The sequence below is a fragment of the Candidatus Poribacteria bacterium genome, from assembly GCA_009839745.1.
Taxonomy (GTDB): Bacteria; Poribacteria; WGA-4E; order WGA-4E; family WGA-3G; genus WGA-3G.
In genome coordinates, this window is sequence record VXPE01000120.1 from 1 (window position 1) to 23,941 (window position 23,941).

The 23,941-nt window shown below is 49.2% G+C and carries 16 protein-coding genes and 1 pseudogene; 7 read left to right on the forward strand and 10 right to left on the reverse strand.

The window, feature by feature from the left end; translation table 11 throughout:
• Window positions 1-117 precede the first annotated feature (117 nt).
• The gene (locus F4X88_18880; GenBank protein MYA58354.1) at window positions 118-3,264 is read right to left on the reverse strand and encodes an isoleucine--tRNA ligase; all 3,147 of its coding nucleotides are present in this window, start codon (window positions 3,262-3,264) and stop codon (window positions 118-120) included.
• Between the two features lie 530 nt (window positions 3,265-3,794).
• On the opposite strand from F4X88_18880, the gene F4X88_18885 reads away from it, so the two are divergent.
• The 3 genes from F4X88_18885 (at window position 3,795) to F4X88_18895 (ending at window position 7,840) form a co-directional block, all read left to right on the forward strand.
• On the forward strand, window positions 3,795-5,054 hold the full coding sequence (locus F4X88_18885) for a tetratricopeptide repeat protein (GenBank protein ID MYA58355.1): 1,260 nt from the start codon (window positions 3,795-3,797) through the stop codon (window positions 5,052-5,054).
• Between the two features lie 1,096 nt (window positions 5,055-6,150).
• Window positions 6,151-7,239, forward strand: a complete 1,089-nt coding sequence (locus F4X88_18890; GenBank protein MYA58356.1) for an AAA family ATPase — start codon at window positions 6,151-6,153, stop codon at window positions 7,237-7,239.
• Window positions 7,232-7,840 carry a hypothetical protein gene (locus F4X88_18895; protein ID MYA58357.1) on the forward strand — a complete coding sequence of 203 codons (609 nt, stop codon included), beginning with the start codon at window positions 7,232-7,234 and terminating at the stop codon, window positions 7,838-7,840. The genes F4X88_18890 and F4X88_18895 overlap by 8 nt, the downstream gene beginning before the upstream one ends.
• A gap of 345 nt (window positions 7,841-8,185) precedes the next feature.
• On the opposite strand, the pseudogene F4X88_18900 reads toward F4X88_18895, so the two are convergent.
• The 3 genes and pseudogenes from F4X88_18900 to F4X88_18910 all read right to left on the reverse strand — a co-directional run bounded on the left by F4X88_18900 (window position 8,186) and on the right by F4X88_18910 (window position 11,320).
• A pseudogene (locus F4X88_18900) lies at window positions 8,186-9,322 on the reverse strand (IS630 family transposase).
• Window positions 9,323-9,423: 101 nt separating this feature from the next.
• On the reverse strand, window positions 9,424-10,680 hold the full coding sequence (locus tag F4X88_18905) for a hypothetical protein (GenBank protein MYA58358.1): 1,257 nt from the start codon (window positions 10,678-10,680) through the stop codon (window positions 9,424-9,426).
• 295 nt (window positions 10,681-10,975) lie between these two features.
• Entirely contained in the window at window positions 10,976-11,320 is a 345-nt protein-coding gene (locus F4X88_18910; GenBank protein ID MYA58359.1) for a hypothetical protein, read from the reverse strand.
• Between the two features lie 577 nt (window positions 11,321-11,897).
• Between F4X88_18910 and F4X88_18915 the strand changes: the two genes are divergently transcribed.
• The 3 genes from F4X88_18915 (at window position 11,898) to F4X88_18925 (ending at window position 15,889) form a co-directional block, all read left to right on the forward strand.
• Entirely contained in the window at window positions 11,898-13,301 is a 1,404-nt protein-coding gene (locus tag F4X88_18915) for an adenylosuccinate lyase (protein MYA58360.1), read from the forward strand.
• A gap of 205 nt (window positions 13,302-13,506) precedes the next feature.
• Window positions 13,507-14,859, forward strand: a complete 1,353-nt coding sequence (locus F4X88_18920; GenBank protein MYA58361.1) for a phosphodiester glycosidase family protein — start codon at window positions 13,507-13,509, stop codon at window positions 14,857-14,859.
• Between the two features lie 97 nt (window positions 14,860-14,956).
• Window positions 14,957-15,889, forward strand: a complete 933-nt coding sequence (locus tag F4X88_18925; protein ID MYA58362.1) for a DUF4159 domain-containing protein — start codon at window positions 14,957-14,959, stop codon at window positions 15,887-15,889.
• A gap of 60 nt (window positions 15,890-15,949) precedes the next feature.
• Here F4X88_18925 and F4X88_18930 read toward each other — a convergent pair whose 3' ends face one another.
• Window positions 15,950-17,311, reverse strand: coding sequence for a lysine N(6)-hydroxylase/L-ornithine N(5)-oxygenase family protein (locus tag F4X88_18930; GenBank protein ID MYA58363.1), 1,362 nt, complete (start codon window positions 17,309-17,311; stop codon window positions 15,950-15,952).
• A gap of 940 nt (window positions 17,312-18,251) precedes the next feature.
• On the opposite strand from F4X88_18930, the gene F4X88_18935 reads away from it, so the two are divergent.
• A complete protein-coding gene (locus F4X88_18935; protein ID MYA58364.1) occupies window positions 18,252-18,341 on the forward strand; it encodes a DUF723 domain-containing protein in 90 nt (29 codons plus the stop codon).
• Between the two features lie 2,609 nt (window positions 18,342-20,950).
• On the opposite strand, the gene F4X88_18940 is transcribed toward F4X88_18935, so the two are convergent.
• The 5 genes from F4X88_18940 to F4X88_18960 all read right to left on the reverse strand — a co-directional run bounded on the left by F4X88_18940 (window position 20,951) and on the right by F4X88_18960 (window position 23,785).
• A complete protein-coding gene (locus F4X88_18940) occupies window positions 20,951-21,490 on the reverse strand; it encodes a pyridoxamine 5'-phosphate oxidase family protein (protein MYA58365.1) in 540 nt (179 codons plus the stop codon).
• A gap of 71 nt (window positions 21,491-21,561) precedes the next feature.
• Window positions 21,562-22,392, reverse strand: a complete 831-nt coding sequence (locus F4X88_18945) for a LamG domain-containing protein (protein ID MYA58366.1) — start codon at window positions 22,390-22,392, stop codon at window positions 21,562-21,564.
• A gap of 152 nt (window positions 22,393-22,544) precedes the next feature.
• On the reverse strand, window positions 22,545-22,805 hold the full coding sequence (locus F4X88_18950; protein MYA58367.1) for a hypothetical protein: 261 nt from the start codon (window positions 22,803-22,805) through the stop codon (window positions 22,545-22,547).
• A 62-nt stretch (window positions 22,806-22,867) separates the two neighbouring features.
• Window positions 22,868-23,326, reverse strand: a complete 459-nt coding sequence (locus F4X88_18955; protein MYA58368.1) for a hypothetical protein — start codon at window positions 23,324-23,326, stop codon at window positions 22,868-22,870.
• 228 nt (window positions 23,327-23,554) lie between these two features.
• Entirely contained in the window at window positions 23,555-23,785 is a 231-nt protein-coding gene (locus F4X88_18960) for a type II toxin-antitoxin system HicA family toxin (GenBank protein MYA58369.1), read from the reverse strand.
• Window positions 23,786-23,941 lie beyond the last annotated feature (156 nt).

The window sequence follows — 23,941 nt, forward strand, 5'->3', positions numbered from 1 at the left end:
AACATATTACCCCTTCTATGAGGTTATGTCAAACATTATTGCGTAAGTCCTAATGGTATTAGTTTCAGTTGTTGGTAGGGCGAGGTTCGGAAACCTCGCCAATGGAGAAAGGACGGACTAAACCTGCTCAACGCTCAAGGTTGCGGGTTCGCCGTTCAGTTTTTGGGCAAGGGTGAAAGCGTTTTCACCCGGTGTATCTACGACTGCTGTCGTAAGGGTCTCGCGGAGGATATAGTCTCGATGTGCCTGAAACGCCTCATCCAGAAGTGGAGACGTCCCACTGAGACTGAGTTTAATCCGATCGGAGACGTTAAAATCAGCATCCTTGCGCATATTCTGGATCTTATTGACGAACTCGCGCGCCAGGCCTTCCAGTGTTAACTCGTGCGTCAATTCCGTTGACAATGCGACGAATTTCTTCGCGTCCGCTTCCACAAAGAAACCCTCCCGATTCTGGGTCTGCACATCAACTTCGGACGGCTCAAGGGTGTAAGTTTCTCCTGACGCTTCAACCTGTAAACTGCCGGCGGCTTCCAACGCCGCTTTCAAGGCGACTGCGTCTGCGGTGGCGAATGCTTTGGCGATGGCTTGCACACCCTTACCGTATTTGGGTCCCAGTACCTTGAAGTTGGGTTTGAGTGTCACCTGCGCGAAAGCGTCCAAGCTCTCTGTGAAGTCGATCGCTTTGACGTTGAGTTCATCGTGGATGAGGTCTGCCAAACGCTTCACAGTCGCTTTCTCCGCATCGGAAAGCCCACCGAGGGTAATCTCCGCCAAGGGTTGGCGCGTCTTAATGCCGGAACGGTTGCGCGCTGCATGCCCCATGCTGATGACTTCGCGTGTGAAATCCATATCGGCTTCTAACTGGGCATCTTTGAGTGCGGCATCCGCAACCGGATATTTCGCGAGATGCACACTGAGGGGTGCCTTAGTATCCAACGAACATACCAAGTTACGATAGAGTTCATCCGCCAAAAACGGAACGAAGGGGGCGGCGAGTTTCGCAACGGTTCTGAGGACCTCATAAAGCGTGGCGTAGGCAGCATGCTTGTCAGGTCCGGCTTCCGCGCCCCAGAAGCGGTCGCGGGAGCGGCGGACATACCAGTTGCTGAGGTCGTCCACAAACGCCTCAATGGCGCGCGGTGCATTCGTGAGATGATAATTTTCCATCTCGTCGCGCACGCTGTCAGTGAGGGTGTGGAGACGAGACAAGATCCACCTGTCTATCGTGGCGCGTTCTGTAACAGGCGGCGCATCTTGTAAGACATCGATCTGCTCAAGGTTGGCATACATGACGAAGAAACTATAGACGTTCTGGAGCGTTCCCATGAACTTCTTCATTGCTTCATCAATGCCCTCCGGTTTGAAAGCGCGGGGTGTCCACGGTGTGGTTGCGGTGAACATATACCAGCGCATTGCATCGGCACCTTGTCCGTTCAGAATTGTCCACGGATCCACTGTGTTGCCTCGACTCTTGCTCATCTTTTGGCCGTCGGGTCCCATAATTAACTCAAGACAGAGGCAGTTTTTGTAGGCGGGTTTGTCGTAGAGGAGTGTCCCCGTCGCTAAAAGACTGTAGAACCATCCACGGGTCTGATCGATGGCTTCGGAGATGAAATCCGCCGGATACGCCTGTTCCAGCATCTCCTTGTTCTCAAAAGGATAGTGCCACTGTGCAGTATGCGCACAACCCGAGTCGAACCAGCAATCAATGACATCTTGGACGCGATACATCGTGCCGCCGCATTTCTCACAGGCGAGGGCAACGTCGTCTACATAAGGACGGTGGAGTTCAATATCATCTGGCACATCCGTCCCGAGTTCCTGCAATTCGGCGATACTGCCGACACAGTGCGTATGTCCGCAGTCGTCACACACCCAGACTGGCAAGGGAGTGCCCCAATAGCGTTCACGACTCAATCCCCAGTCGATATTGTTTTCCAGCCAGTTGCCGAAACGTCCGTCTTTGATATGCTCTGGATACCAGTTGATTTGCTGATTGTGCTGATGCATCTGATCCCGGATGGCGGTCGTCTTGATGAACCACGATTCACGGGCATAGTAGAGCAAGGGGTTATCACACCGCCAACAGAACGGATATTGGTGCGTATACTCGGCAGCCTTAAATAACAGTCCACGTCCGTCCAAGTTTTCGATGATCTTCGGATCGGCGTCTTTGACGTATTCACCCACCCACGCATCTGTAACTTCTGGGACAAACCTGCCGTCGGGACCGACCAATTGCACGAGCGGCAGCCCGTATTTCTGTCCGATTTCGTAGTCATCCTGTCCAAAAGCGGGAGCGATATGGACCAAGCCACTCCCTTCTGTCGTCGTCACGAAATCACCGGGGACGATGTAGTGGGATCTTTCCGGATGCTGTCCGCCATCGAACAAGGGTTCGTAGTCCCAGTCTTGGAGGTCACTGCCTTTATAGTTTTCGACGATTTTCGGGGGATCTTCTCCGAATAAACTGGGTATACACTCTTTTGCGAGAATGAGATGCCGTCCGTCGGCTTCTTCAACGGAAACGTAATCGTAATCTTCACCGACAGCGACAGCGACGTTAGAGGGCAGCGTCCATGGGGTCGTCGTCCAGACGAGTAGGTAGGTATTCTCTCTGTTTTTCAGCGGGAAGCGAACGAAGATAGACGGGTCGGAGACTTCTTGGTAACCCTGCGCGACTTCGTGGCTCGCTAAGGTTGTGCCGCACCGATAGCAATACGGTTGGACCTTGTGCCCTTGATACAGGAGTTCCTTATCCCAGGCTTGCCGGAGGACCCACCAAACGCTTTCAATGTAATCGTTCGACAGCGTGATGTAAGCATCATCCAGATCAACCCAATATCCGATACGTTCTGTCATCTGTCGCCAATCCTGCTCGTATTGGAAGACGTTCTCCTTACATTTTTCGATGAAGTTCTGAACGCCGTAAGCCTCGAGTTCGGCTTTGTTTGTAATATTGAGTTGCTTTTCGACCTGATATTCAACGGGAAGTCCGTGTGTGTCCCAACCGGCTTTGCGGTGGACGTAATGCCCCGTCATCGTCTTGTAACGGCAGACGGCATCTTTCATGATACGTGCGAGGACGTGATGCACGCCGGGCGGTGCATTCGCAAACGGGGGTCCTTCGAGAAAAACAAACGGCGGCGCGTCTTTGGACATCTCCATACTTTTCTGAAAGATGTCGTTTTCACGCCAGAATTCCAAGATATGTTTTTCCCTTTCAGCAAACGTGAATTGGGAGGATACCTCTTCAAACATTTTTTTACTATTCGCCTCCTGGACCTGTTTTATTAGAATGATTTAGAAGTCGGGAATCGGAGTTCTCTCCTACAGAAAAGCTAAAGGTTCTGATCTGCTACCTCGTTAAAAAAGAAAACACCCTCACTGAAATCGTCTGCTTCAGTGATGGGCGTTGTAATAAAAACTTCTTTTCTGCGCGTGATTAGCCCACCACAGCACGACGAATAGCAATAATAATAATGGATATGGCGCGCGAACCCGAGACAGCCTGAAGGTTGTCTTGGTGTAGGGCATTATAGCGCACAAGCTCCTTATATTGCAACGTCGCTGTCGTAAGCATTTTTCTGTCCGTGTTTCGTTTGAACGATGTGTGATGTTGTAGATAAGATGGGCGAGGCGACCTCACCCCTACTATGATTATAATACTATATTTATGCGGGATTGTCAAATGTTTTTTTATTCACAGAATTTTAAATCTTGATTATAATTGACGTGAGTTAGACATAAACCATACGTACCAATGCGATAAGCAACAGGAAGGGAGAACTATGAAAAGGAAAAAAGATGCACTCTTAAAACAGATTGCCGAGAAGGGTAGAAAATCTACGGTTTTCTTTCTCACAGGACGGTTTGATGAACAATCGCTTAAATTTCGGAGAGAACACACCGGAGTGGTTGTATACATTGAAACTGGGACGGGATTTTTTGTAGAATCCGACAAAATTGTGACGACTCTTGAAGTCCTTGCTGGTGCTATTGCAGTCGTTGCCATCCCTGGAGAACGTTTTACAAAGGCAGTCGCCAATAAAGCAATTCAGTTGATCTATGAAGGCGCTGAAGGTCAGATTACCGAGGGAACAGTGCTCAATATTGAAGGTGTTACGGCATTTGATGCAAAAAATAACCTTGTGCTTCTAAAAGTTGCCGAGACGGGTGCTCCCCTTCCCCTCGAAAACAGTGATAACGTTCAGATAGGCGAGAAAGTTTATACATTAGGGTATCAAGACGACTTCAGATATAAGGGGACCGCTGGCACTCTTGAGAGCAGATACAAAGATGACAAATGGATGCAAATAAAAACCGGGTTCTCGTCTGGGAACGGTGGGGCTCCTCTTCTAAACAGCGAGAGCGAAGTTGTGGGTGTGGCTGCTTATGGTACAGGGTCTGTATCGGGCGGCGATTCTGTAACGATTGCGACTGCCATATCTTCAAACGTGCTTAAGGAATTGCTTGCGCATTCCGGAGAAGTCATACCTTTGGATCGGTTTCAGAAGCATTCACGGGTCCATGCCTATGCTTTAGAAGCACGAGCAACCGACAAGGCGGAACTCTATGACAATAGCGGTGCAATAAAAAACTATAACGCTGCCTTGAAACTTAACCCGGATTTGGTTGAAATCTATTCCAGACGGGGCATCGTGAAAACCCGTATTGGTGATATGAGGGGTGCACTCAGGGACTTCGATAAAATGCTCAGGATTAATCCTGCACATATCTTCGCCTATAACAATCGGGCATCTGCGAAAGTCCATCTTGAAGATGCACAGGGGGCACTCGATGACATCCATACAGCGATTGCGCTTGACCCTGAGTATGTATTGGCGTATGTGAATCTGGGTGGCATAAACTTCCAGATGGCTATAACGAAGACAGAGGCGGAAGATTTTGTTGAGGCAGCGCAATACTTTCAAGAAGCAATTGCCGCTTATACAAAAGCACTTCGGTTAGATCGGAAAAATTCTGTAGCCCGCCAACATCTGCGAGATGCGAAGCGTAGGCTCCTGTTATTAAAAATCTTGGCGGGATAGCGTAGCGGGGGGTGATCCTGTCTGCCGTGCTACCAGCAGGGCTACTCTTCGGTTAACTATTGAAGACTATAGAGATAACACGAGTTCGATAAAAGTGGGATGTCGGGTTTCGCTACCGCTATTGACCTACAAGCGGGTTCCTTGAAAAGGGGATATGCGTCCAAAGGACGGGTTTCTGGGACTATTTACCGCTCTACCCGACCTACAGATTTATTTTCGAGTTCACGTTAGAGATATGAAAATTTCATAGTATTTCATAGTAAACGTCTGAAAAAGGGGCTTTGTAACCCTTTCAAAACATAGGTGTGGTATGGGATGAGCACCATTTGGAGGACATCGCATCTTTTGGCGTTTACTATGAAAGTTTAAAATTGGGACTCGATTCGACCCTCTGAGAACCCAGTCCCGGTATGGGTTTAGAGCCATTTTGGGAATTTCGTGGTTTTGGGGTTATGATGAAAAGGTTTTTTGTTGAAATAAGTATAACATATTGGTGAATTCCCCGTTAAAATGTTATACCAGTGTAACATTTGGTAGGTAAGGACGATCCGCAGAAAACGTAGTGGTCGTAAGGGTTGATGGGCGTTTTTTTTCGGTCTCTCCATTGTGAAAAAAAATAATTTGGCGGAAAGTGTAACATTTTTCTCATGTTCTTTCTGATGTGATGTGTGTATCGTCTGAATCGCGGATTAAGGTACGTAAAGTTCCAAGTTGCCAGATAAAAGTATTATAGCACGTAAAGCACAATGTATCAAGACGAATTTTCAAATCCTCACACTTCGGCTCTCACATCTTGATGGGCACCCTTAATCAGTCTAATTCCCGCATGGGAATTTCATAGAGGACTGTAGGTGTTTGTTGTCTGAATCGCGGAAAATACGAAATGAACCGGATCCGCACCACTTTTCCGTTTTCTCGGAACGACATGTGTATAGTGCTCCAGCGATTTTTCGATTGAAAATTGATAGATTATAGGGTATAATAAATAAAACGCTCACTTGATTTATTGTTATGCCGTCTCTGGAAAAGAAGCGTATCAATTTTTATCGTCGATTATGTAAAAATGTCCAGGAAGGATTAACGAGGGGATATAAACATGGCAAAACAGATTGCACTTTTCAACCACAAAGGTGGTGTCGGTAAGACAACAATGACCTTCAATCTCGGTTGGATGTTGGCCGAGAAAGGAAAGAAGGTGATTATTGTTGACTGTGACCCGCAGTGTAATCTCACTGGTATGGTGCTTGGCTTCAAGAATGCTGAGGATTTTGCCGCAATGTATGGCTCAGATGCGGTAACGAATATCCGAGATGGGCTTGCCCCTGCTTTTGAATCGCGTCCTGCTCTCATTGAACCCGTGAACTGTGCTCCAATCAAGGGTCAATCGAATATGCACCTGTTACCAGGGCATATCGGTCTTGCGGAATACGAAGTCACTTTGGGCATTGCGCAGGAACTGTCTGGTTCACTGGTAACGCTCCAGAATTTGCCGGGATCTTTACACTATCTTTTCTCCAAAACTGCTGAAAGATATAATGCGGATTTTATCCTGATAGACATGAGCCCAAGTTTGGGCCCGATTAACCAAAACTTGTTGACAACGAGCGACTATTTCATTGTTCCTATGTTTCCTGACTACTTCTCGGCGATGGCAACGGAGAGTCTCGCTTCAATTTTACCGAAATGGGCAGCGTGGGCGCGGCAAGGTAAAAAGTTGTCTATCCTTCAAGAAGCGATTTATCCTTTCCCTGACAAACACCCCAAATTTCTGGGTACTATTATTCAGAACTTCCGAATTAAGAAGGGCGTTCCTGCCGCCGCCTTCCAACGGTGGATCGAAGAGATAAAGAAGGGTGTTCGAACCAAACTCCTACCTATGTTACGTGAAAACGATATGCTCCTGCCGGATGAATTGTATTGGCAGGCAAATCGAATTGGATCAGATACAATTCAGTTGGATCTTTTCTTTGAAGATACAGCAAGCCAACCACTTCTCCAGTTGTCAGACTTCAACACACTGATTGCCCTCTCCCAAGAACACAAAGCCCCAGTTTTTAATTTGACCGATAACCAACTTGGAAAAGAAGGGGTTGTGCTTGAAACCATGAGGAAATCTATGCACATGTTTCGAGTTTTATTTTCTGAAGGCGCGGACCGAATACTCACGCTTACCGAAGATGCTTAGCCCTATTGAACAATTTCACGAAAACATTACACGGGTGCAATCGCTCGGTGGATTGCATGACGCATTCGGTCAATTGACAACCCCTGCTGTAGATTTGACGGATCTTTTACGCGCACAGATTGTTATGATTGTCAGTGCCCTTGACCACTACATCCACGAAATTACGCGAGTTGGGATGTTAGAAGTTTACGATGGCACACGTTCACAGACAGACGCTTTTTTGCGCTTTCAGGTAACTATGGGTGGTGCCATAAAGGGAATTTCCAGATCAAGTGAAAACGAATGGCTTGATATAGAAATTCGACAGAAGCATGGTCACCAGGCTTTTCAGCACCCCGACAATATAGCTAACGCGGTTCGACTTTTTTCATCATGTGAATTGTGGAGATCCGTTGCCTCGGAACTTAACCTAACTGATCAAGACGTGAAGAATCGGCTTCGTGCTATAGTTAACCGGCGAAATCAAATCGTCCACGAAGCAGATTTAGATCCGAGTATATCAGGATATCTAAATCGTTGGCCTATTTCTTCTGCGGATGTGACAGGAACTTTGGATTTCATTCAGGATATTTGCGAAGCCATCCACACTGTTGTCAACTGACGGTGTAGGGTTCTCATCTATCAGTCTTTTGGGTTTCCATTTTTCAGGATTTCCGACGGGAGGGATAGGCGGCGGTTCGTCAAAACGTTCAATACCACCATTCCCATAAGCCATAAATATGAAATTCAGATACCAATGCGAAATTATTAGCGATGTGATTCCTGATTACAAATTGAGAGGCGGTCGATCTTTTTCCAGCTACTCCTTTTTCGTAAGGATAACATCCATAGAGGACAAACCTCAAGACTTTGAAACTGTAATAGCCTTCAGGATAGCAGCATGTGAAGGGTATAACAATGAAACCCGTAGTTATCCCTCTCACATAACAAAACCACTAGTAGTCGTTCAATGTTGAGTTTTTGGATATAGTCTTTTGAGTTTGATGCGTGCGTCTTTGGTTGTAAATCGCCAATCGACGCGGTTCGCCGTCTGATTGCGATACACCTGCCACGCCTCGACTTCTGCTCGAAGTGTCTCTACGTCAGGGATCCGACGGTTCAGACATTGCCTTGAGAGAACACTGAGTTCAATCTCTGCGATGTTCAACCAACTCCCATGTTTTGGGGTGTGGACGATCTCTAACCGTGAAGACAATCGCTGTGCCTCCTGAGCCTCAAACGCTTTGTAGAGAGAGGCGATTTTATGCGTATTGAGATTATCACAGACCAATGTCACCCGCACGGCATCGGGATAAACTTCATCTAAGAGGTGTCTAACCTCCGCTGCCGAATCGACAGCGGTGTGGCGCTCTCGGATCGAGACGCGTCGCCAGCCTTGAAAAGGCGCGGTAAACATGAAAGCAGAGGTCCGTGCCTCGGCGTTTATATTCGGAATCTATGCGTGCGATGCGTCCGGGTTTGCCAGACACAGGAGCCCGGAGGTGTTGGTGCAACACCACAGGGCGTTCATCCATGGCGACAACGGGACGCTTCGGGTCTTCAGGGCGTTGATATACCTCTAAGACCTGCTCCATTGCGACAACGAAGTCGGCATCTTCATCAGGAGGGATCACCCAATACTGCCTCCGGTGCGGGCGTAGTTCGTTTTTTTTAGCGTCTGTCGGACGGTTTCAATAGAGAGACTCTCAACGATTTCAAGTCCAACGAGCTCATCGGCAAGGAGTTGTAACGTCCAGCGTGCAAACCCTTTTGGCGGATCGCTACACGCCAAGGCGATCAACCGTGCCTCGCCTGAACCGTCAAGTTTTGGCGGGTGAGACGGGCGACTTTGGGGTTTCCGCTCCAAGGCAGCGAGTCTCTCGCCAGTGGCAAAACGTTTACGAACATTGTGGGCGGTTTGCTCATGGCACCCAAACGCCTCGGAGATTTTCGCATCCGTCCAACCGGGACCGTTGCGATCCGCCTTCAGCAAGATGTGGGCACGCATGAGTTTCAGTGCAGAATGCGCTCCCTTGCGAACTAACGTTTCTAAAGTCTGACGCTCTTCAGACGTCAGCTCAACTTTATATGTTTGTTTTCTCATCGTAGACCTCTCGGAGATGGGATGCAAATCATAGCAAGAATATATCATCGAACATCCAAAAAAGTCAACAACTTTATTACAAACTCAAAGTTGATGCACTACTAGAGCGTTTCCGGTGTCTCATCAGTTTTATTTTGAAGGCAGATTTTCAGACTCTCTCGGCACATGAAGGAGACGACGGGACGCGGTGTGTAGTAGCTCCCGGTGTCATGCCTACCGGTCACGAGCTCTTCAAACACCTTCCCGAGCATCTCCGGATCGACTGCTACCTCAATGTCCAGTGGCGTGGATTCGGTTACTGTGAAGTTGTATCGCTCAAAGAGTTTTAGGATTTCAGCAAATTTGTCGTTGGGAATATGGACATCATTGCGGGCATCATATTCCTGCATCTCAAAGAGTCCGTCGTTGAGAAACGGGACTTCTCCGCGGCGTTCGATCATCTCAGCGGATTCCTCAAGTAAATTCGTTACATTACCAAGACCGCGAAAGAATGCCCAAAAGAGCCGGTCGTTGAGGAAACTTTCATCGGTTTGGGAAGCTTCTGTGGCATCAAAAAGTGCGCGTAGGTAATCGCGGTCGCCGTTGTAGGTGAGCCATCCCTTCTTTTCAATGAAACGGAGGAACATCAACCGGTTGAAGAGGCGTTGGGTATAGAGCCGTCGTTTTTCCGTCTCACCTTCAGGAATACCTTCGACAGCGTTCTCCACTTGTGTAAAGACGCGTTGGTAGTCAGCAAAGAATTTATCGGTAACGGTTTCTACATCAAACGCCTTTTGCCACTCTTGAAGCCATAGCTGATCTGTTGAAAAACCACCACTCGGAAAAGCAAGTGCGGGGAGATTACATTCACAGAGCGTGCGGATGTGGGTATCTCCCTGTTCCCAAGAGAAGATGGATAGCACGGCACGTCGCCAGTTTTGGGTAGTGGCGGCGAAGTGTGCAAAAGCGAAACGTTGAAAGTCGGTTGTGGTGCAGATAAAGAGGAGATGGTCGTGTCTCCACGCGGGGAGGCTTGCGTCTCGATCGTGCCTTTCTACAAGACCGCGGAGGACACGGCGGAGCGCGGTACGATAGACCGATTCGCTGTCGAACTGGAGGAAAAAGATTCCCCAGGGTTGTGTGCTGTCCGAAAAATCAAATTCCAATTGGTTGGTTGGGAACGGTGGGAGCTGCTGGCAGTCAACGACCAATTCTTCGGTCGGTTCATCGAGGTCAAGGTCTTCGGGGGACCAAGGGAAAGCAATGTCTTCAAGTTCAACGTCTTCCGGAATGTGCCAACCGAGTTTCTCGCGTAAAAAGTCTAAGAGGGTGTCAAAGTTGTCAATATTGTGAATGTCGTCTGGTGTTATGTCGGGCACTCGGTTTTCCCCACAGTATGTTCACATTCAAAAGCGTTCATTGTTGTGCTTCGCCCATTGTGTGTTGCTCGCGAGGTTTTGAATCTCGTTAGCAAAGTGTTTCAATTAATTAACGCAAGTTGCCACCTATTATAGACATAGCGCTCCGCATGAGGATTAACAAATAAATTGGATAATCTTGAGCTACACGACGTGCGATGAATCGCAGGAAACGGGCGAGGCGACCTCGCTCCTACGAACAGCTCCGCTTGTCGTCAAAGCGTTAAAAGGTCTACTGCAAAGGTCAATTTCCAAATCAGGCTGGATGTGATTCAGCCGTTTGCTCTGAACCTGTCTGCAGGGTTTCGTCTGCGGTTGTTAATTCTGTGTCTGGGATGTCAGCACTATGATCCTCTATCGTTAGCGGTTGAATCGAGAGCCTCCATCCGAGTGCCTTGAGAATAGCACTAAGGGTGCCAAGTTGCAGTGGATCTTGGCTGCATAGGAATTTTGAGAGGGCTTCTGGGGCGATGCCAGTTTGCTTGGCAATTTTGGCAGTTCCACCTTGTGCTTCCACGACATTCCGGATACCCTTCAGAAAGAACGAAGTATCGCCTATAAGTTTTACCGCTACCGACACCGTCACAGATAAGCGCGCCATTCCATGTGTCCGCTATCTGGAGCGCGGCGTGGTAACCATCTTTCTGATACTGCGAAAGCGTCTGGTAAATTACCGATTCATTCCTTACGGGGCTAAAGAGAAACAGAAAATATGATGCTATAAACATGCCGCCCTTACAGGGCTGACTTTCTATGGACATAAGAAAGGGCGAGGTTGGGAAATTTCGCCAGCATAGAAGGCAAGCTGTGTGGGAACAAGATTGGGAAGACTGTGCCAGCGGAGAAAGGTGTCGGATATTTATAGACTTGAGAGACGGGCAATGAATGGTTTCCCTACTACAAACTTGGTTTTCTGTCCATCTTAGGTGAAAAATCGGGATTTGAGGATCTCTGCTATGGGAAAACAACGCTTTACATTCCGCTAAATCGCATGTATAATATAGTAAAGCCCATAATTACATGAACATTTCTATTGTAACGTAGACTGTTCGTCTGCGTGCGAAAGATGCACAAACTCACAGTTTGTGCTACAGAAGTCAACTTATTTTTCGACTTTACTATAAAGAAATAAACACGAAGGGGTGGGGTTCTCTCTGCTCTGATGGAGAATATATTTTATGGAACTTTTTGAAGCCGTCAGTCCGCTGGATTTTAGATACTATGGCGGTGATGATACTTTTATGAAACGGTTGCTACCGTATGTTTCTGAGGCAGGATATGTTACATATCAGGCGAAGGTGGAGGCGGCATTGGTGCGCACTCTGGCAAATTATGGGGTGTGTTCCGCTGAGATCGCTGATGAAGTAGAGGCAGCTGTAGATAGGGTAACGGCGGAAGAGGTCTACGAGGAACAGTCGCGTATTCGACACAATATCCGTTCACTCGTCAATGTGATTCGGCGGAACATTAGTCCCGAAGCGCGCCCGTATGTCCATCTGTTCGCGACTTCTGCGGACATTCTGGATACGGCTACTGCTTTGCGGTTCAAAGCACTCACGGAAAACGTCATCATTCCTGACTTGGTTGCGCTGGAACAGCAATTGATTGGTCTGGCGCGTGAGCACGCAGAGACGGTACAAATCGGTAGGACACACGGTCAACACGCGGAGCCGACGACGTTCGGTTATGCCTTGGCGCTTTATGTGAGTCGTCTCGGTACCCGAATCGAAGAGATTCACAGAGCCGGACAAAACCTTCGAGGTCAATTTTCAGGGGCGGTCGGGGCATTCAACGGACTCACGCTGATTCACGAACATCCAGAGCAGATTGAGGCGGATTTTCTCACACTGCTCGGTTTGAAACCGTCCGATACACATACGTCAACGCAGTGTGTGGAGCCAGAATTCATCTCTGATCTGGCGTATCAGATTACGGCGGCATACACAGTGCTTGCGAACTTCGCAGACGATATGCGGCACCTCTATCGGACCGAAATCGCTGAGGTGGGTAGGAAATACAATCCGCAGTTGGTCGGCTCCTCGACGATGCCGCATAAAGTGAATCCAGAGACGTATGAGAACATCAAAAGTTTGTGGAAGGCGTTCGTGCCGCGTATGCAGACCGTCTTTATGGACAGTATCTTGGAACATCAACGCGATCTGACGAATTCGGCATCAAGCCGTTTTGTGACGGAACTGTTCACGGCGTTCGATTACGCGATCTATCGACTCCGGCGTGCGTTGGACGAAATGGACGTGAAAGCGGATAACATGCAGCGCAACCTCGCACTGAGTGCGGAGGACACGATCGCGGAACCCATCTATTTACTGATGGCGTATTACGGGTTTCCCGATGCTTATGACCATACTCGGAAGTTGATCGGACAGGTGCATGAGACTGGAAAGAGTTTGACGCGGTTGTTGTGGGAAGATGAAACGTTTCGTCCCTTCCTTGATAAGTTGACGGAACCGCAGCGCGAAGCACTGAGCGATCCGACGAATTACATCGGTGCCTCGGTGCGGCGCACACACGCAACCTGTGACGAATGGGAGGAACGGATTTTAAACTTACCTTGCGGTTAAATAACGGGCGTTAGAACTATCGGGTGCGTCCCCTAAATCCGCCTGCGCCGTTGTTGCAGGCTGCTGTCTTAAGCTAATTTTCCATAAGGGCATAGTCCGTAACGTAGTGGAGGCGTTTTTGCTTGGGTGTTTCCTCGTAGCTCTACGGAAATGAGCGCCAAATCCCAGATCCCACCTCACCGAACCGCAAGGAAAAATTAAAAAGATGTTTGATATTACGTATTTAGGACGGCGGTGCTTCCGTTTTATCAGACGCTACCCACGCACGTGGACAATAATCGGTTTTTTGCTGATCTTCAGTATCGGGATTCGACTCGGACAGACGGGAGCCGTCAACAAAATAACCGATTACTTCCGCTCCTTTACGGATCGTGAGCGGACGGATGTAACAACATCGGTTGCGCGGGGAATTGTGCATCGACAGATACAAGACAAGGGTATGTTAACGAACATCCTTGCGGTATCGCCAGAGGCTGTGGACATCCGTCCATACCGAGCGTTGAGTGCGGGGATCGGGACGGAAACATTGGTGTCGCTTGCACGGCGACACAAGGCACTCGCTGCGATAAACGGCGGCTTCTTTGAGATGGTAGGGACGTTCCGTGGTGAGTCCGTCGGGGCATTGAAGATTGACGGTGAATGGGTCAGTGAACCGGAACAGGGCAGAGCGGTGATCGGGTTCCGAAGGGTTGACGGGAAAATCGAGGCTTACATCGACAGGATTGCGCTGCGACAGGAGCTTGTTCTACCGAGCGGAGAGACATTGCCCATTGACGGTATGAATCGGAACCGCGGCAGAAACGAATTGGTCCTTTACCGTCCACATTTCCACATCGTGACCTTGACGATGCCCGATGGCGTAGAAGCCGTTGTGAGAAATGGGGAAGTGGTCGGTGTCCACGAGGGACAGGGGAGTTTGTGGATTCCGGCGGACGGTTACGTTTTATCTGCAAGCGGTAAGAAACGGGGTGAACTTTTATCACATATCGCTGAAGGTGATAGCGTTCAAATTCGTGAGACAATCATCCCTGAGCGCGTCGGGGACAGTAATGTATGGGCAAGTTTCGTGCATATTGTTGGCGGGGGTCCGTTACTGCTGCAGAACGGGACCGCGTGTTCCACACAGGCATACGAGCGAGAAGGTTTTGATCGGGCATTTCACAGTTTCTGGCATCCACGGACAGCCGTCGGTAAAAAGGCAGACGGCACCCTCCTTTTTGTGACGATAACGGCAGCAGAGGCAGGCGTTCGACGCGGGGTCATGTTGACACGGCTTGCGGAACTGTTTCTGGAATGGGGTGCGACGGATGCGCTGAATCTTGACGGCGGCAATTCATCGATGTTAGTTATCCGAGATGAAGTCGTGAGTGTTAAACAGAAAGCGGCTGCGTCTGATACCTCGCGTGATACATCGGAGGGGGAAAAGACACAAGTAAAGAAAAAAGCGCGAGTAGAGCAGAACGCGAAGACTGCCCGCGGGAATCGTCGGATACGTCCGATGCCGAGACAACAGGGACGCGCTATTTCAGATGCAATCTTGATTTTTTCCCGCTTTTAAATTATAATAGGTTGAAAGCAGGGTCAGCACAATAGACCGTTGTCAGTAAAAAAAGACACATCTGGCTACGATAGAAATTGGAACAGGAGGAAAGGTCATGTCAAGCAACAACAGACACCTCGAACCTCGGAAGAAATCGGATCTTGGTAAGAAACACCGGGAACTTATATCCAGTGCAGCATTGAAACCGGAAACCAAAAGACTGTCGCGACGTTCCTTTTTCAAAGGTTCCGTTGGACTTGCTGCCGCTGCACTCGCCGCCGATACGTTGATTTTGCCAGCAGATGCCCAGTGGCGGTTCCGAGAATATCTCCCTTATGACGCAGCAGGAGATTATCACTACGGACGATACGGGAGGATTGAACATCACTATCCTGAGATGAATCCAACGGGTGAAAAGTTTACGTTTGTTCGACTCAAGTACCCCGGTGGCGATTGGTATACGAATATTGTCAATTACTATTACTGGCAATCGGATTTGCAATTTGCGAAGGTCCTCGCCGCCAATACAACAATCAATGTGGAGGTGCGTGAGCATCCGCAATATGTTGACCTTGATGATGAAGGCTTATTTGCCTATCCGTTCCTCTATATGACAGGACATGTCGGGATTCGGCTTTCTCCGCAACAGGTCCGCAAGTTGCGGGAATATTTTGAACGGGGTGGTTTCCTCCACGTCGAAGATTGCGATGCACGGTTGAACAACTACCGCGGCGGCTTGCGTCCGCATATCTATGACATGATGCGACAGGTCTATCCGGAAAAGAATTTTGAACGACTGGAAATGAGTCATCCGATTTACCACACCCTCTACAAGCACGACGAGTACCTCGGCGGTGATAAACGTATCCCTGACGTCTGCGACTATGATGAAGCAATCATGGACGACGACCGTGTAATTGCCTATTTCTCTCCGAGCGATCTGAATTGCGCATGGGAAGGTAGACCGTGTGAACCGGGTGGTGAGGAGCAGCGGGAGTGGGCATTTGAACAGGGGATGAACGTGGTTGCCTATGCCTTGACGCGGTAATTTTTTAATTTACCTTGCGGTCAGTCAAAGCGGTTAGAAGTCGGGATTCGGAAATCCCTCCTACAGAAGGGCGGAAATTTTTTCTCGGAGGCGTTCATAAGCAAGGTTCGCGCCAGCGATGTTGCCTGAAGCCGGACCGATTTGAAGTTGCGCGATGGTGCCAGATCCGAAGAGGTTCTCAATCGGATGGAGTTGCAAATCGGTATCAAGTTGCGGGAGTCCGCAGACAAGCGGGATGTGGTGCTGCGCAAGTAATTCCGTTAAAAATCCGTAACGACGCAGATCAAATCTATACCCTGTGGCAAGGATAACACGGGACACATCCGTCATAACACTACACGTGGTTTCAACCCGCAGCCTTCGAGTAGACGGACCTTCCTTTTCGGTAGTGATGTTATGGATACGGGTTTCAGGATAGATGTCAACCTTTGAGGTATTCAGCAAAGCCGCCATAATATCGGGCGTGATGCTTCCTTCGCCTCTGTTCTGTTGAATTGTCTCATAACGCCGCTGAAAATCTATCTCACTTGCAAATTCAGCGAGTGCTTTGGGACCCAACCACACCGGCGGAAAATCGAACTGCTCCGTCTTTAATCCCTTCCGAGCAATCAGTGCTACGTTATGCCCGCGTTCGCCGAGGCTTTTTGCGAGTGTCCCTGCTGTCAATCCACCCCCAACGATAACGATTCGGTTTCCCTTATCGTCTCGCTTATCCTCACAATCCACCGAAAATTGGGAGGCGTGTAAAATCTGATCGGGGTATCGGCGTTGCCACTGGACAAACTCAGGTGGAACGTAAACGCAGTCGTCGCTCCCAATGGCGAGGACAACACAACCGCTCCGAAATCCTTCACTGTTTGTCGAGATGAGTCGGAACGGAAATCTACCTGCCCCTTTGTCCCACCGCAATTTCGCCACATCGGACTGATAATATACCCGATGTTCTCTGAGTTCAGCAAGCGCGCTTTTGCAGAAATCCCAAAAGAGTTGTGTGGAGGGTTGGGAATAAGGCGGTGCCAACGCATTCGTTCGGTTGTGCCGTTCGGCGTATTCAACGATACCGAGCGCATCGGGCGTAATGTGATGAACAGCGGGGGAGCGGAGAAACGTCATGCCTTGGCGTTCGGTTTTAGACCGCCATTGGGTGAGGGGGTGTGGATGCCGATCGACAACCGCGAGGTGTTTCGCTGCTGCGGGCATATCACGGAGCAGCCGGATTGCGATAGACACACCGTGTATCCCACCACCGATGATGGTAATCGGGATGTTCCGATGTGCTAAAGAGTTGTCGGTTCTCAGTTTTCGGCTATCGGAAACCTGCAGCAAAAAGGCTTTGGATTCACCAGATATCCCTTCTACTGACTGCTGATTGCTGATTGCTGACGGGTGGGGTAACCCCGCTCCTACACGAGGGCTATTCATTTTTTGGAAACCTAATCCACATTCGGTGCTGGCAGATGCGAGCTCTTTAACGCGAAAGTTTGTGACAACGGTTCATCAACGGCACGATAACGACTGTAACGATACTGGACAACCCCAACGGAGGGTGCGATCCAATAAATTGCGGGTGGACTAATTAAGAACACCGAGGGCTCCGGACTATCTCCGTAAACGACCTCTTCGTGAACGACATACGTCGTGTAACTACCGGCAGGAACGGTAACCCGCTCATTGTCGCTCACCACATAGCGCGTGACCGTGACGGGTATTCCAGCGGTTTTCTCAAAAACCGTCCACTCTTTCCCGACTTCCAATGGAAAATCCCAGAGACGGCGCGGCGGAAAATGCTTTCGGTGAGATATGCTCAGAAAACCTGGATTATCAAAATCTGGCAGGTACATGTCAAACGCGGATTCCGTCAACGCTTGATGGGTTTTAGAAAAGTAGGTCGCAAAAATTGGGAACGAGAACCCGTCAAAAAATTCGGTTTCTATTCGCAAATAATACGCGTTCGCCGCTAAGTGGTCAACAGCCTCAACGCTGAATTGGTCGGGTTCCCCGGTGGTCAGTTCACTGATGGTGAGTTGTCGATGCGTTGTGCCACTTATATCGCGTGTGCCTTCGACGCGCATGGTGAATTCCTGATTGGTGTCAACGTTGAGGTATGTCCATGCGGAACCCGGAGCCGTTGGAAGATCGATAGCTTGGAATCCTCTTGTTTCAGGGGGTGGAAGCGTCGTTTCGCCGTGCGGATCAATCAGTCCTTCATCTCCGCAACTCACAAGAAACAGAAGAATAGCCATCAGCAAAGCGGTTATCAGCTTTCGGTATGTGGTATGGCTGTATCGCTTGAAGGTCACCAAGTACTCTTGCTGACCACTGACCATTGACTGCTGACCACTATTCCACTGACGACTGATAACTGATAACTGACAACTTTTCATCACTTCACCAGACAGAATTTGCCGGTACTCTGGAACCCGTTTCCATCGGTTGCCCGGAAGAAGTATAATCCGGTGCAGACCATTTCGCCGCGTGCGTTCGTGCAATCCCATTCGGAGGCACTCTCCAGCACTTTGATTAAGTTTCCCAAAGCATCGTAGATTTCAATGGTTAATCCCTTCGGATAGAAGGTGAGATGTTTACCTTGCCCCGTGTAAAGCGGGTTCGGTGCGACGATGACATTTCGGTTCTGACTGTTTGCGACATAATTGAAGGTCCTTCCTTGCCAGATCCGAGTGCCTGTTACACCAGCAGCGGTTTGCCCACGAATCTTATAGAGATAGATACCGGTTGTGGGAAATCCGTTCGTGCGGAGCGTTCCAAACCATCTCGTCTCGGTTGCTTGTGTCAAAAAGACGGTGTATTCATTTCTATTCGGACCCTCCACTGTGAGGTGCGGTGCAGCCTGTAACGGGGACGTGCTTTGGACTTCGACATTCCACTCGCCTGTCCCGTGAGGCTGCGTCCGAATGAAGAAGGCAGGTGCTCCGCTCACGGTATCCACACTCGGTGTGATACTCTCTGGAACGATGCTCGGTGTTCCCATAAGTCCCATCGCGTCTACAGGCACAACGGCATAGTAGTAATGGAGGTTGTTCGGATCAAAGAACTCGCTGTTGACATCAATTCCCTCAAAGACGGTGGGGTCCGCGAACCGCGTTTGTGTAACATCAACACGGCCAACGATGGCTATATCGTCTTCGGGAATACCATTGCCATCGCGGTCGGCAGCGGTGAGCACTTCATCAGGATTCTGAAAAGGCAACGGGACATCCGTTTCATTCTGTAAGATATGGCGTTTTCGCACGATTGCGATTTCTCGAATTCCCGACGGATCGTCAACAGTCCACGTCACAAGGGGTCCGTTAGAACCTTGAACGACCTGTGCATTTGAAAGCACTCCTACCGGTGGGGCGCCCGCCATATAACTGACAGAGCCGCCAAAACTCCCTCCTGGAATTACGACGCGCTCGACATCGGGGTGCATATTAATTAAGATGAGCGCAATCTCCTGAATATCTCCGCCGAAATTTTTGAAGGTCATCTGTGCTTCTTGGGAACGGTGATAGGTAAACGCCTCCCTGATTTCAGTGGTCCCATTCCGTTTCTTGACGATGAGTTTGGCAGCCCATCCACGCAAACCGGTTCCTGCGTGCCGCTGCAGTTCATCTTGGATGTTCTCCCGATCATCCGGTGCGAGGTGTTGAAGACTGATCGGCGCGAGATCCGCGCCATCAATTTTGACTGCGAATTCCGGCATAATGCCTGTGGGATGGAAAACGATATAACGTGCTGAGAAATGCTCCGGCATTGATTCCGAATTGAAATCGGTGCGAACTGGGTAACTGGCATGGACATCGTTGGGGTGAATAGCGATCGGTGGAAAGCGGTGTGCGTTTCTATAGCCCGACATTCCAGTGGCTGTGTTCGCACGGGTATGCGTGAAATAGTTCCATACCGTGAAGGTCTTAAACGCCTCAGCAAGCGTGGTGCCGTTATTCGTAAAAACCTCGTAGAAATTGCCCATCTCGCGATAACTGCCATCGGTGGTGTTCCGGTAAAATTGGCGGACGATGTCGTATCCGAACCGCTCTGCCATATACAACGTCCAGATAACCGAGCCGTATTCGTGGTCGCCGATGCGGCTATCAAGAGAAATATCGGGGGTGAGAAACCAGCGGCGGAGTTGATGGATATAGTAGTTATAGGAATTGGTTTCGTTGGGTTCATCGGGATCGGGGAGCGTATCGCCATCGTCAATAACGCCGCCATCGTAAGTCATGACTTCTATCCAAGTTGCGGACGCTTCCATGAACCATGTCGGCATGTAGGCGTTATATCCGAACTGGACACCGTGCATGAATTCATGGGTGCAGGTTGTCTCAAGATAACGGATCCCTTCGGCTTTGCCGACGTAATCGTAGATACGGGAGTTAATCATGAAATAGGGCGCGACGGTTAGGGCGGTGGATAAAACGCGTCCTTCAAACCAGTCTGCGGTCGCGATACCGAGTGCGGGAAAGGTAAAGAGGTAGACATCATATTTATGATCGCCGCCGTTTTGTGCTGCCCAAAAGTCGCTGTAAGGGATTTTGAAGCCCATCAGGTCGATTTGGACGTGATATGCCCGTTCCATTGCATCGGCACAGAGATCAATATAATCAGGCACGCCATTGCGCGGGTGGAAATCCTCAAGCGGCGGGGCATGCCGACCGATACGCGTGTAATGGAGTTTAAAGTGCGGTGTGTCGAACCGCTCTGGTAGTTCTATTTCACCGAAGAAACTACCGGGGAGTCCGGGTCGAAGGAAAAGACCTTTCAACTTCTGCCGATGCACAGAGGGCAAGTTTTGCCAATTCTTGGCGATGGTGACAAAACTATCGGTTACACACTCGGTTATTTCGCTTGCGGTATATCTCGGTTTGAGAGTGGTGAACTGTTGAGCGGTTTGGATCGCGCTTTGGAGTTCGGAATCCGGTGGAAGCGCGTGTGTGACAGGTAAGAATGCTATACAGAGGGTAACGAGGATAAGTAATAATTTCATTTTTTAATAGTTATCAGTTGTCAGTTTTCGGTTAACAAGAGAAGTTTAACTGATAACTGAACATCAACAACTGCTCAAGCGAAACGAGTTGGTTTTCCATCAAGGCTGGTGTGATTGGTCTCTTTCCAATATGCTTTTACGCCGTCTTCGCCCTTTTTCGCTGCCCAGGCGTTCAGTTGCTCCCGCTCACCGACATAATCATAAACCGGAACAGCCATTCCACACGAGGTTTGCACGAGGTCAATGTTGAGGTCAAAGATCTGCCTTGCCCCGGGGAGCGGCGTGAATAACGGGAAGAGCATTTGCCATTCGGCATCGTCTTTGTGTATCGCCTTCGCAGTGCCGTAGAGTCGGAGGATCATCGGATTATCCTGAAAGGCGGTAAACATGAGCGTCATTCGCGGGTTTTCTTGAACGTGCGCGGCGGTTTCATTCCCGCTCCCCGTTACATTTAACCAAGCGACGCGGTTTGGACCCAAGACCCGTAACGAATCCATGCCTTTCGGGGACAGATTGATTCTGCTATCGGCTGTCGCGGTTGCGACAAAAAAGATTTTTTGTTCACTGATAAATTGCTGTAGTTTCTCGGGAATCTCAGTGTATAATTTTGACATCGTGTTGCGCCTGATTGTTGTGAAGGCGACCAAGATTGGATGCAATCCACTCAGCCGCCGATTCAAAAAACTTAATGTGCTTTGATAGCTCCCCACGTGAGTGCAAGTTTCCCCGTAGGTTCAACATCAAAGGCGATTTGATAATTGTCCATGACTTCTTTGTCATCTAATGCACGGTGATAGACAGCGACATCGTCAATATCGCCGTCAAAATAGAAGGGTTTGATAAAGGCGTTCCGGTCGTGTCCGACAGCGACAACAACATGGCTACGTGTATCGCGACTGTTTATCTTTCCGTCCGCCTCGGCATCGAGTTCACCGTTGATATAGAGAAATTTTTTCTCGTCCTCACCCGCAGCAACAAACGTGACGTGCGTCCATTCGTCCGCTTCGACGGCAGTCTCAGTTTTGAAGACACCGAATCCATCGCCACCTCTTTGGGTTTGTATCGTGCCATCTGCTAAGAGTTCCAACCACGAATCGCCACCGCCCTGTGGATCATCGTCCCAGATAATAACTTTAGGACCCTCGGGTAGGGCTGTCGGTTTAATCCACATTGCGTAGGTAAGATCCTGCCCTGTGGTGGCGGCTCCCATGACGACATAATCTTCTTTACCGTTGAATCTAAGTGCGTCTCCGACAATGCCTTCTACAATTTTCGGGGCACCCTTAATCTCCCCATCGTTTTCACCGAGAGCATCTTTGGCGATCTTGGCATCGGTATCGCTTTTATCAAAGGTCCAATGCCCTCCCAGTCCATCTTCAATGGATTGGGCGTGTGCTACTTCTGTAGACGCGAACGCGAAAGCAATGACTGCCGCGCAGAAGAGCGTAAAGCATAAATCAAGTTTCATCAATTCATCCCCTGGGTTTGTAAACCCATGACGTGCAATGTATCTCATCTGGTAGGAACAGAACACTGCTTACCTTCTTCATTTGACACCCACATATACTATAACACTGTTTTGGGCTCATATGCAAGGAAAACCCTGAATAAGGGTAGGATCATTTAGTTTTAGGAAATTATTGGAGGGTCTGGCATTGCCCAGAGCGGTTACAAATCTTTGAGGGTTGCCCATGTGGTCGCCAACTTATTGGCGGGTTCAACGGAGTGGGGTTTCGCGCCTTCAATTTGAAAGAGAGCAGCGGCATCGGCGTGTGTCCAGTGGTGCCACCCTTCAAGATTGAGGTCGAAATCACCGTTGTTAAGGATATTTTCGGGGGGCTTCTCTGCATAAGCGTGCGTTGCGAACCCGAATAGCCATATCAATACAAATAGAGAGATGTAAATCGAAACTCCCTTAGTCGTGTTCACCTTCGCCCTCCCGGTCATGCTTGCCGCCGCCTTCCCTATAGTGGTTAATTTTTCCAGCGTATCTATCTAACAACTTGTGTCGTTTGGTTGAACCACCGGAAAAGTCGTTGAATTGGGCCGGGTTGATCCACCTGAATTTTAGACACGTCTGTTGGAAGAATTACGGTTACGGATTCCCATTGTCCATCGGCGTAGTTTGGGTTATCTTGATGGAAAGCGATGTCTTTGGATGCAGGGATCGGATATCCATCAAGCAACAAACATTCCATGTGAAATTCAATGGCTTCTCTGGCTTGCTTCAAGGCATCTTCAAGCGTGTCTCCGGCAGTAAAACAGCCCGGCATATCTGGAACAGTTACGCCATAGGCACTGTCTGGATCTTTGTGAATCACAATGGAATAATGCCGAAGTTCAGGGAATTTTATAGTTATCGTTTTCCAGACCCCATCGACATATTCTGGATTTGTTTCGTGATATGCGATGTCTTTGGGTTCGGGGATCGGGTCGCCATCGAGCAACATGCCTTCAAGATGACATTCAACCGCTTCCACGGCTTGCGTTAGGACATCCGCGATGGTGTCGCCGAAAGTGTAGCATCCAGGTAAATCTGGGACGGTCACACCGTAATCGCTGTCTGGATCTTTGTCAATAACAATGGGATACTGTTTATGCATAAAATACCTCTCCATCCACCTAATTCACCTATTTCCAGATTGCGCATCTCCCCATAGATGCGTTAATCGGTTCCTTTAGTTCCAGTCCCAACCCGCCTGTCGGTAGATACGCCGTAATGTACTTATCGCTATGTCCTTCTTTGGATGTGGGACGGTCACTTTTCCTGGTTCGGTATTATGTTTGAAGTGATGGTGGTCGCCTTTACTGTTATGCAAGTACCAGCCTTTGCGCTCAAGTTGTTTAATCAACTTGCGAGAATTGCGAAGTCGTTTCCAATTTGGCCGCTTCTGTTTGCGGTTCGGCATATCCTGAAGTCCTAGTTTACTCAACTACTACTTTGTCTCTGCAGATTGATGGCATGCAGGAGCGATTGGAAGGACCTGAGGCGGCGGCCGGGTCAATCTTCGGTGATAGCACCCAACGCCTAAAGGCGTGGGCTTCGGTTTCATAGACAGTGCGGT

Excerpts from the sequence above, each read along its gene's own strand:
- F4X88_18890 (MYA58356.1), top strand. The coding sequence starts at position 6,151 with ATGGCAAAACAGATTGCACTTTTCAACCACAAAGGTGGTGTCGGTAAG.
- F4X88_18885 (MYA58355.1), top strand. The coding sequence starts at position 3,795 with ATGAAAAGGAAAAAAGATGCACTCTTAAAACAGATTGCCGAGAAGGGT.
- F4X88_18925 (MYA58362.1), top strand. The coding sequence starts at position 14,957 with ATGTCAAGCAACAACAGACACCTCGAACCTCGGAAGAAATCGGATCTT.
- F4X88_18915 (MYA58360.1), top strand. The coding sequence starts at position 11,898 with ATGGAACTTTTTGAAGCCGTCAGTCCGCTGGATTTTAGATACTATGGC.
- F4X88_18910 (MYA58359.1), bottom strand. The coding sequence starts at position 11,320 with ATGGCGCGCTTATCTGTGACGGTGTCGGTAGCGGTAAAACTTATAGGC.
- F4X88_18945 (MYA58366.1), bottom strand. The coding sequence starts at position 22,392 with ATGAGATACATTGCACGTCATGGGTTTACAAACCCAGGGGATGAATTG.
- F4X88_18955 (MYA58368.1), bottom strand. The coding sequence starts at position 23,326 with ATGTTGCTCGATGGCGACCCGATCCCCGAACCCAAAGACATCGCATAT.
- F4X88_18930 (MYA58363.1), bottom strand. The coding sequence starts at position 17,311 with ATGAATAGCCCTCGTGTAGGAGCGGGGTTACCCCACCCGTCAGCAATC.
- F4X88_18895 (MYA58357.1), top strand. The coding sequence starts at position 7,232 with ATGCTTAGCCCTATTGAACAATTTCACGAAAACATTACACGGGTGCAA.
- F4X88_18940 (MYA58365.1), bottom strand. The coding sequence starts at position 21,490 with ATGTCAAAATTATACACTGAGATTCCCGAGAAACTACAGCAATTTATC.
- F4X88_18960 (MYA58369.1), bottom strand. The coding sequence starts at position 23,785 with ATGCCGAACCGCAAACAGAAGCGGCCAAATTGGAAACGACTTCGCAAT.
- F4X88_18880 (MYA58354.1), bottom strand. The coding sequence starts at position 3,264 with ATGTTTGAAGAGGTATCCTCCCAATTCACGTTTGCTGAAAGGGAAAAA.
- F4X88_18920 (MYA58361.1), top strand. The coding sequence starts at position 13,507 with ATGTTTGATATTACGTATTTAGGACGGCGGTGCTTCCGTTTTATCAGA.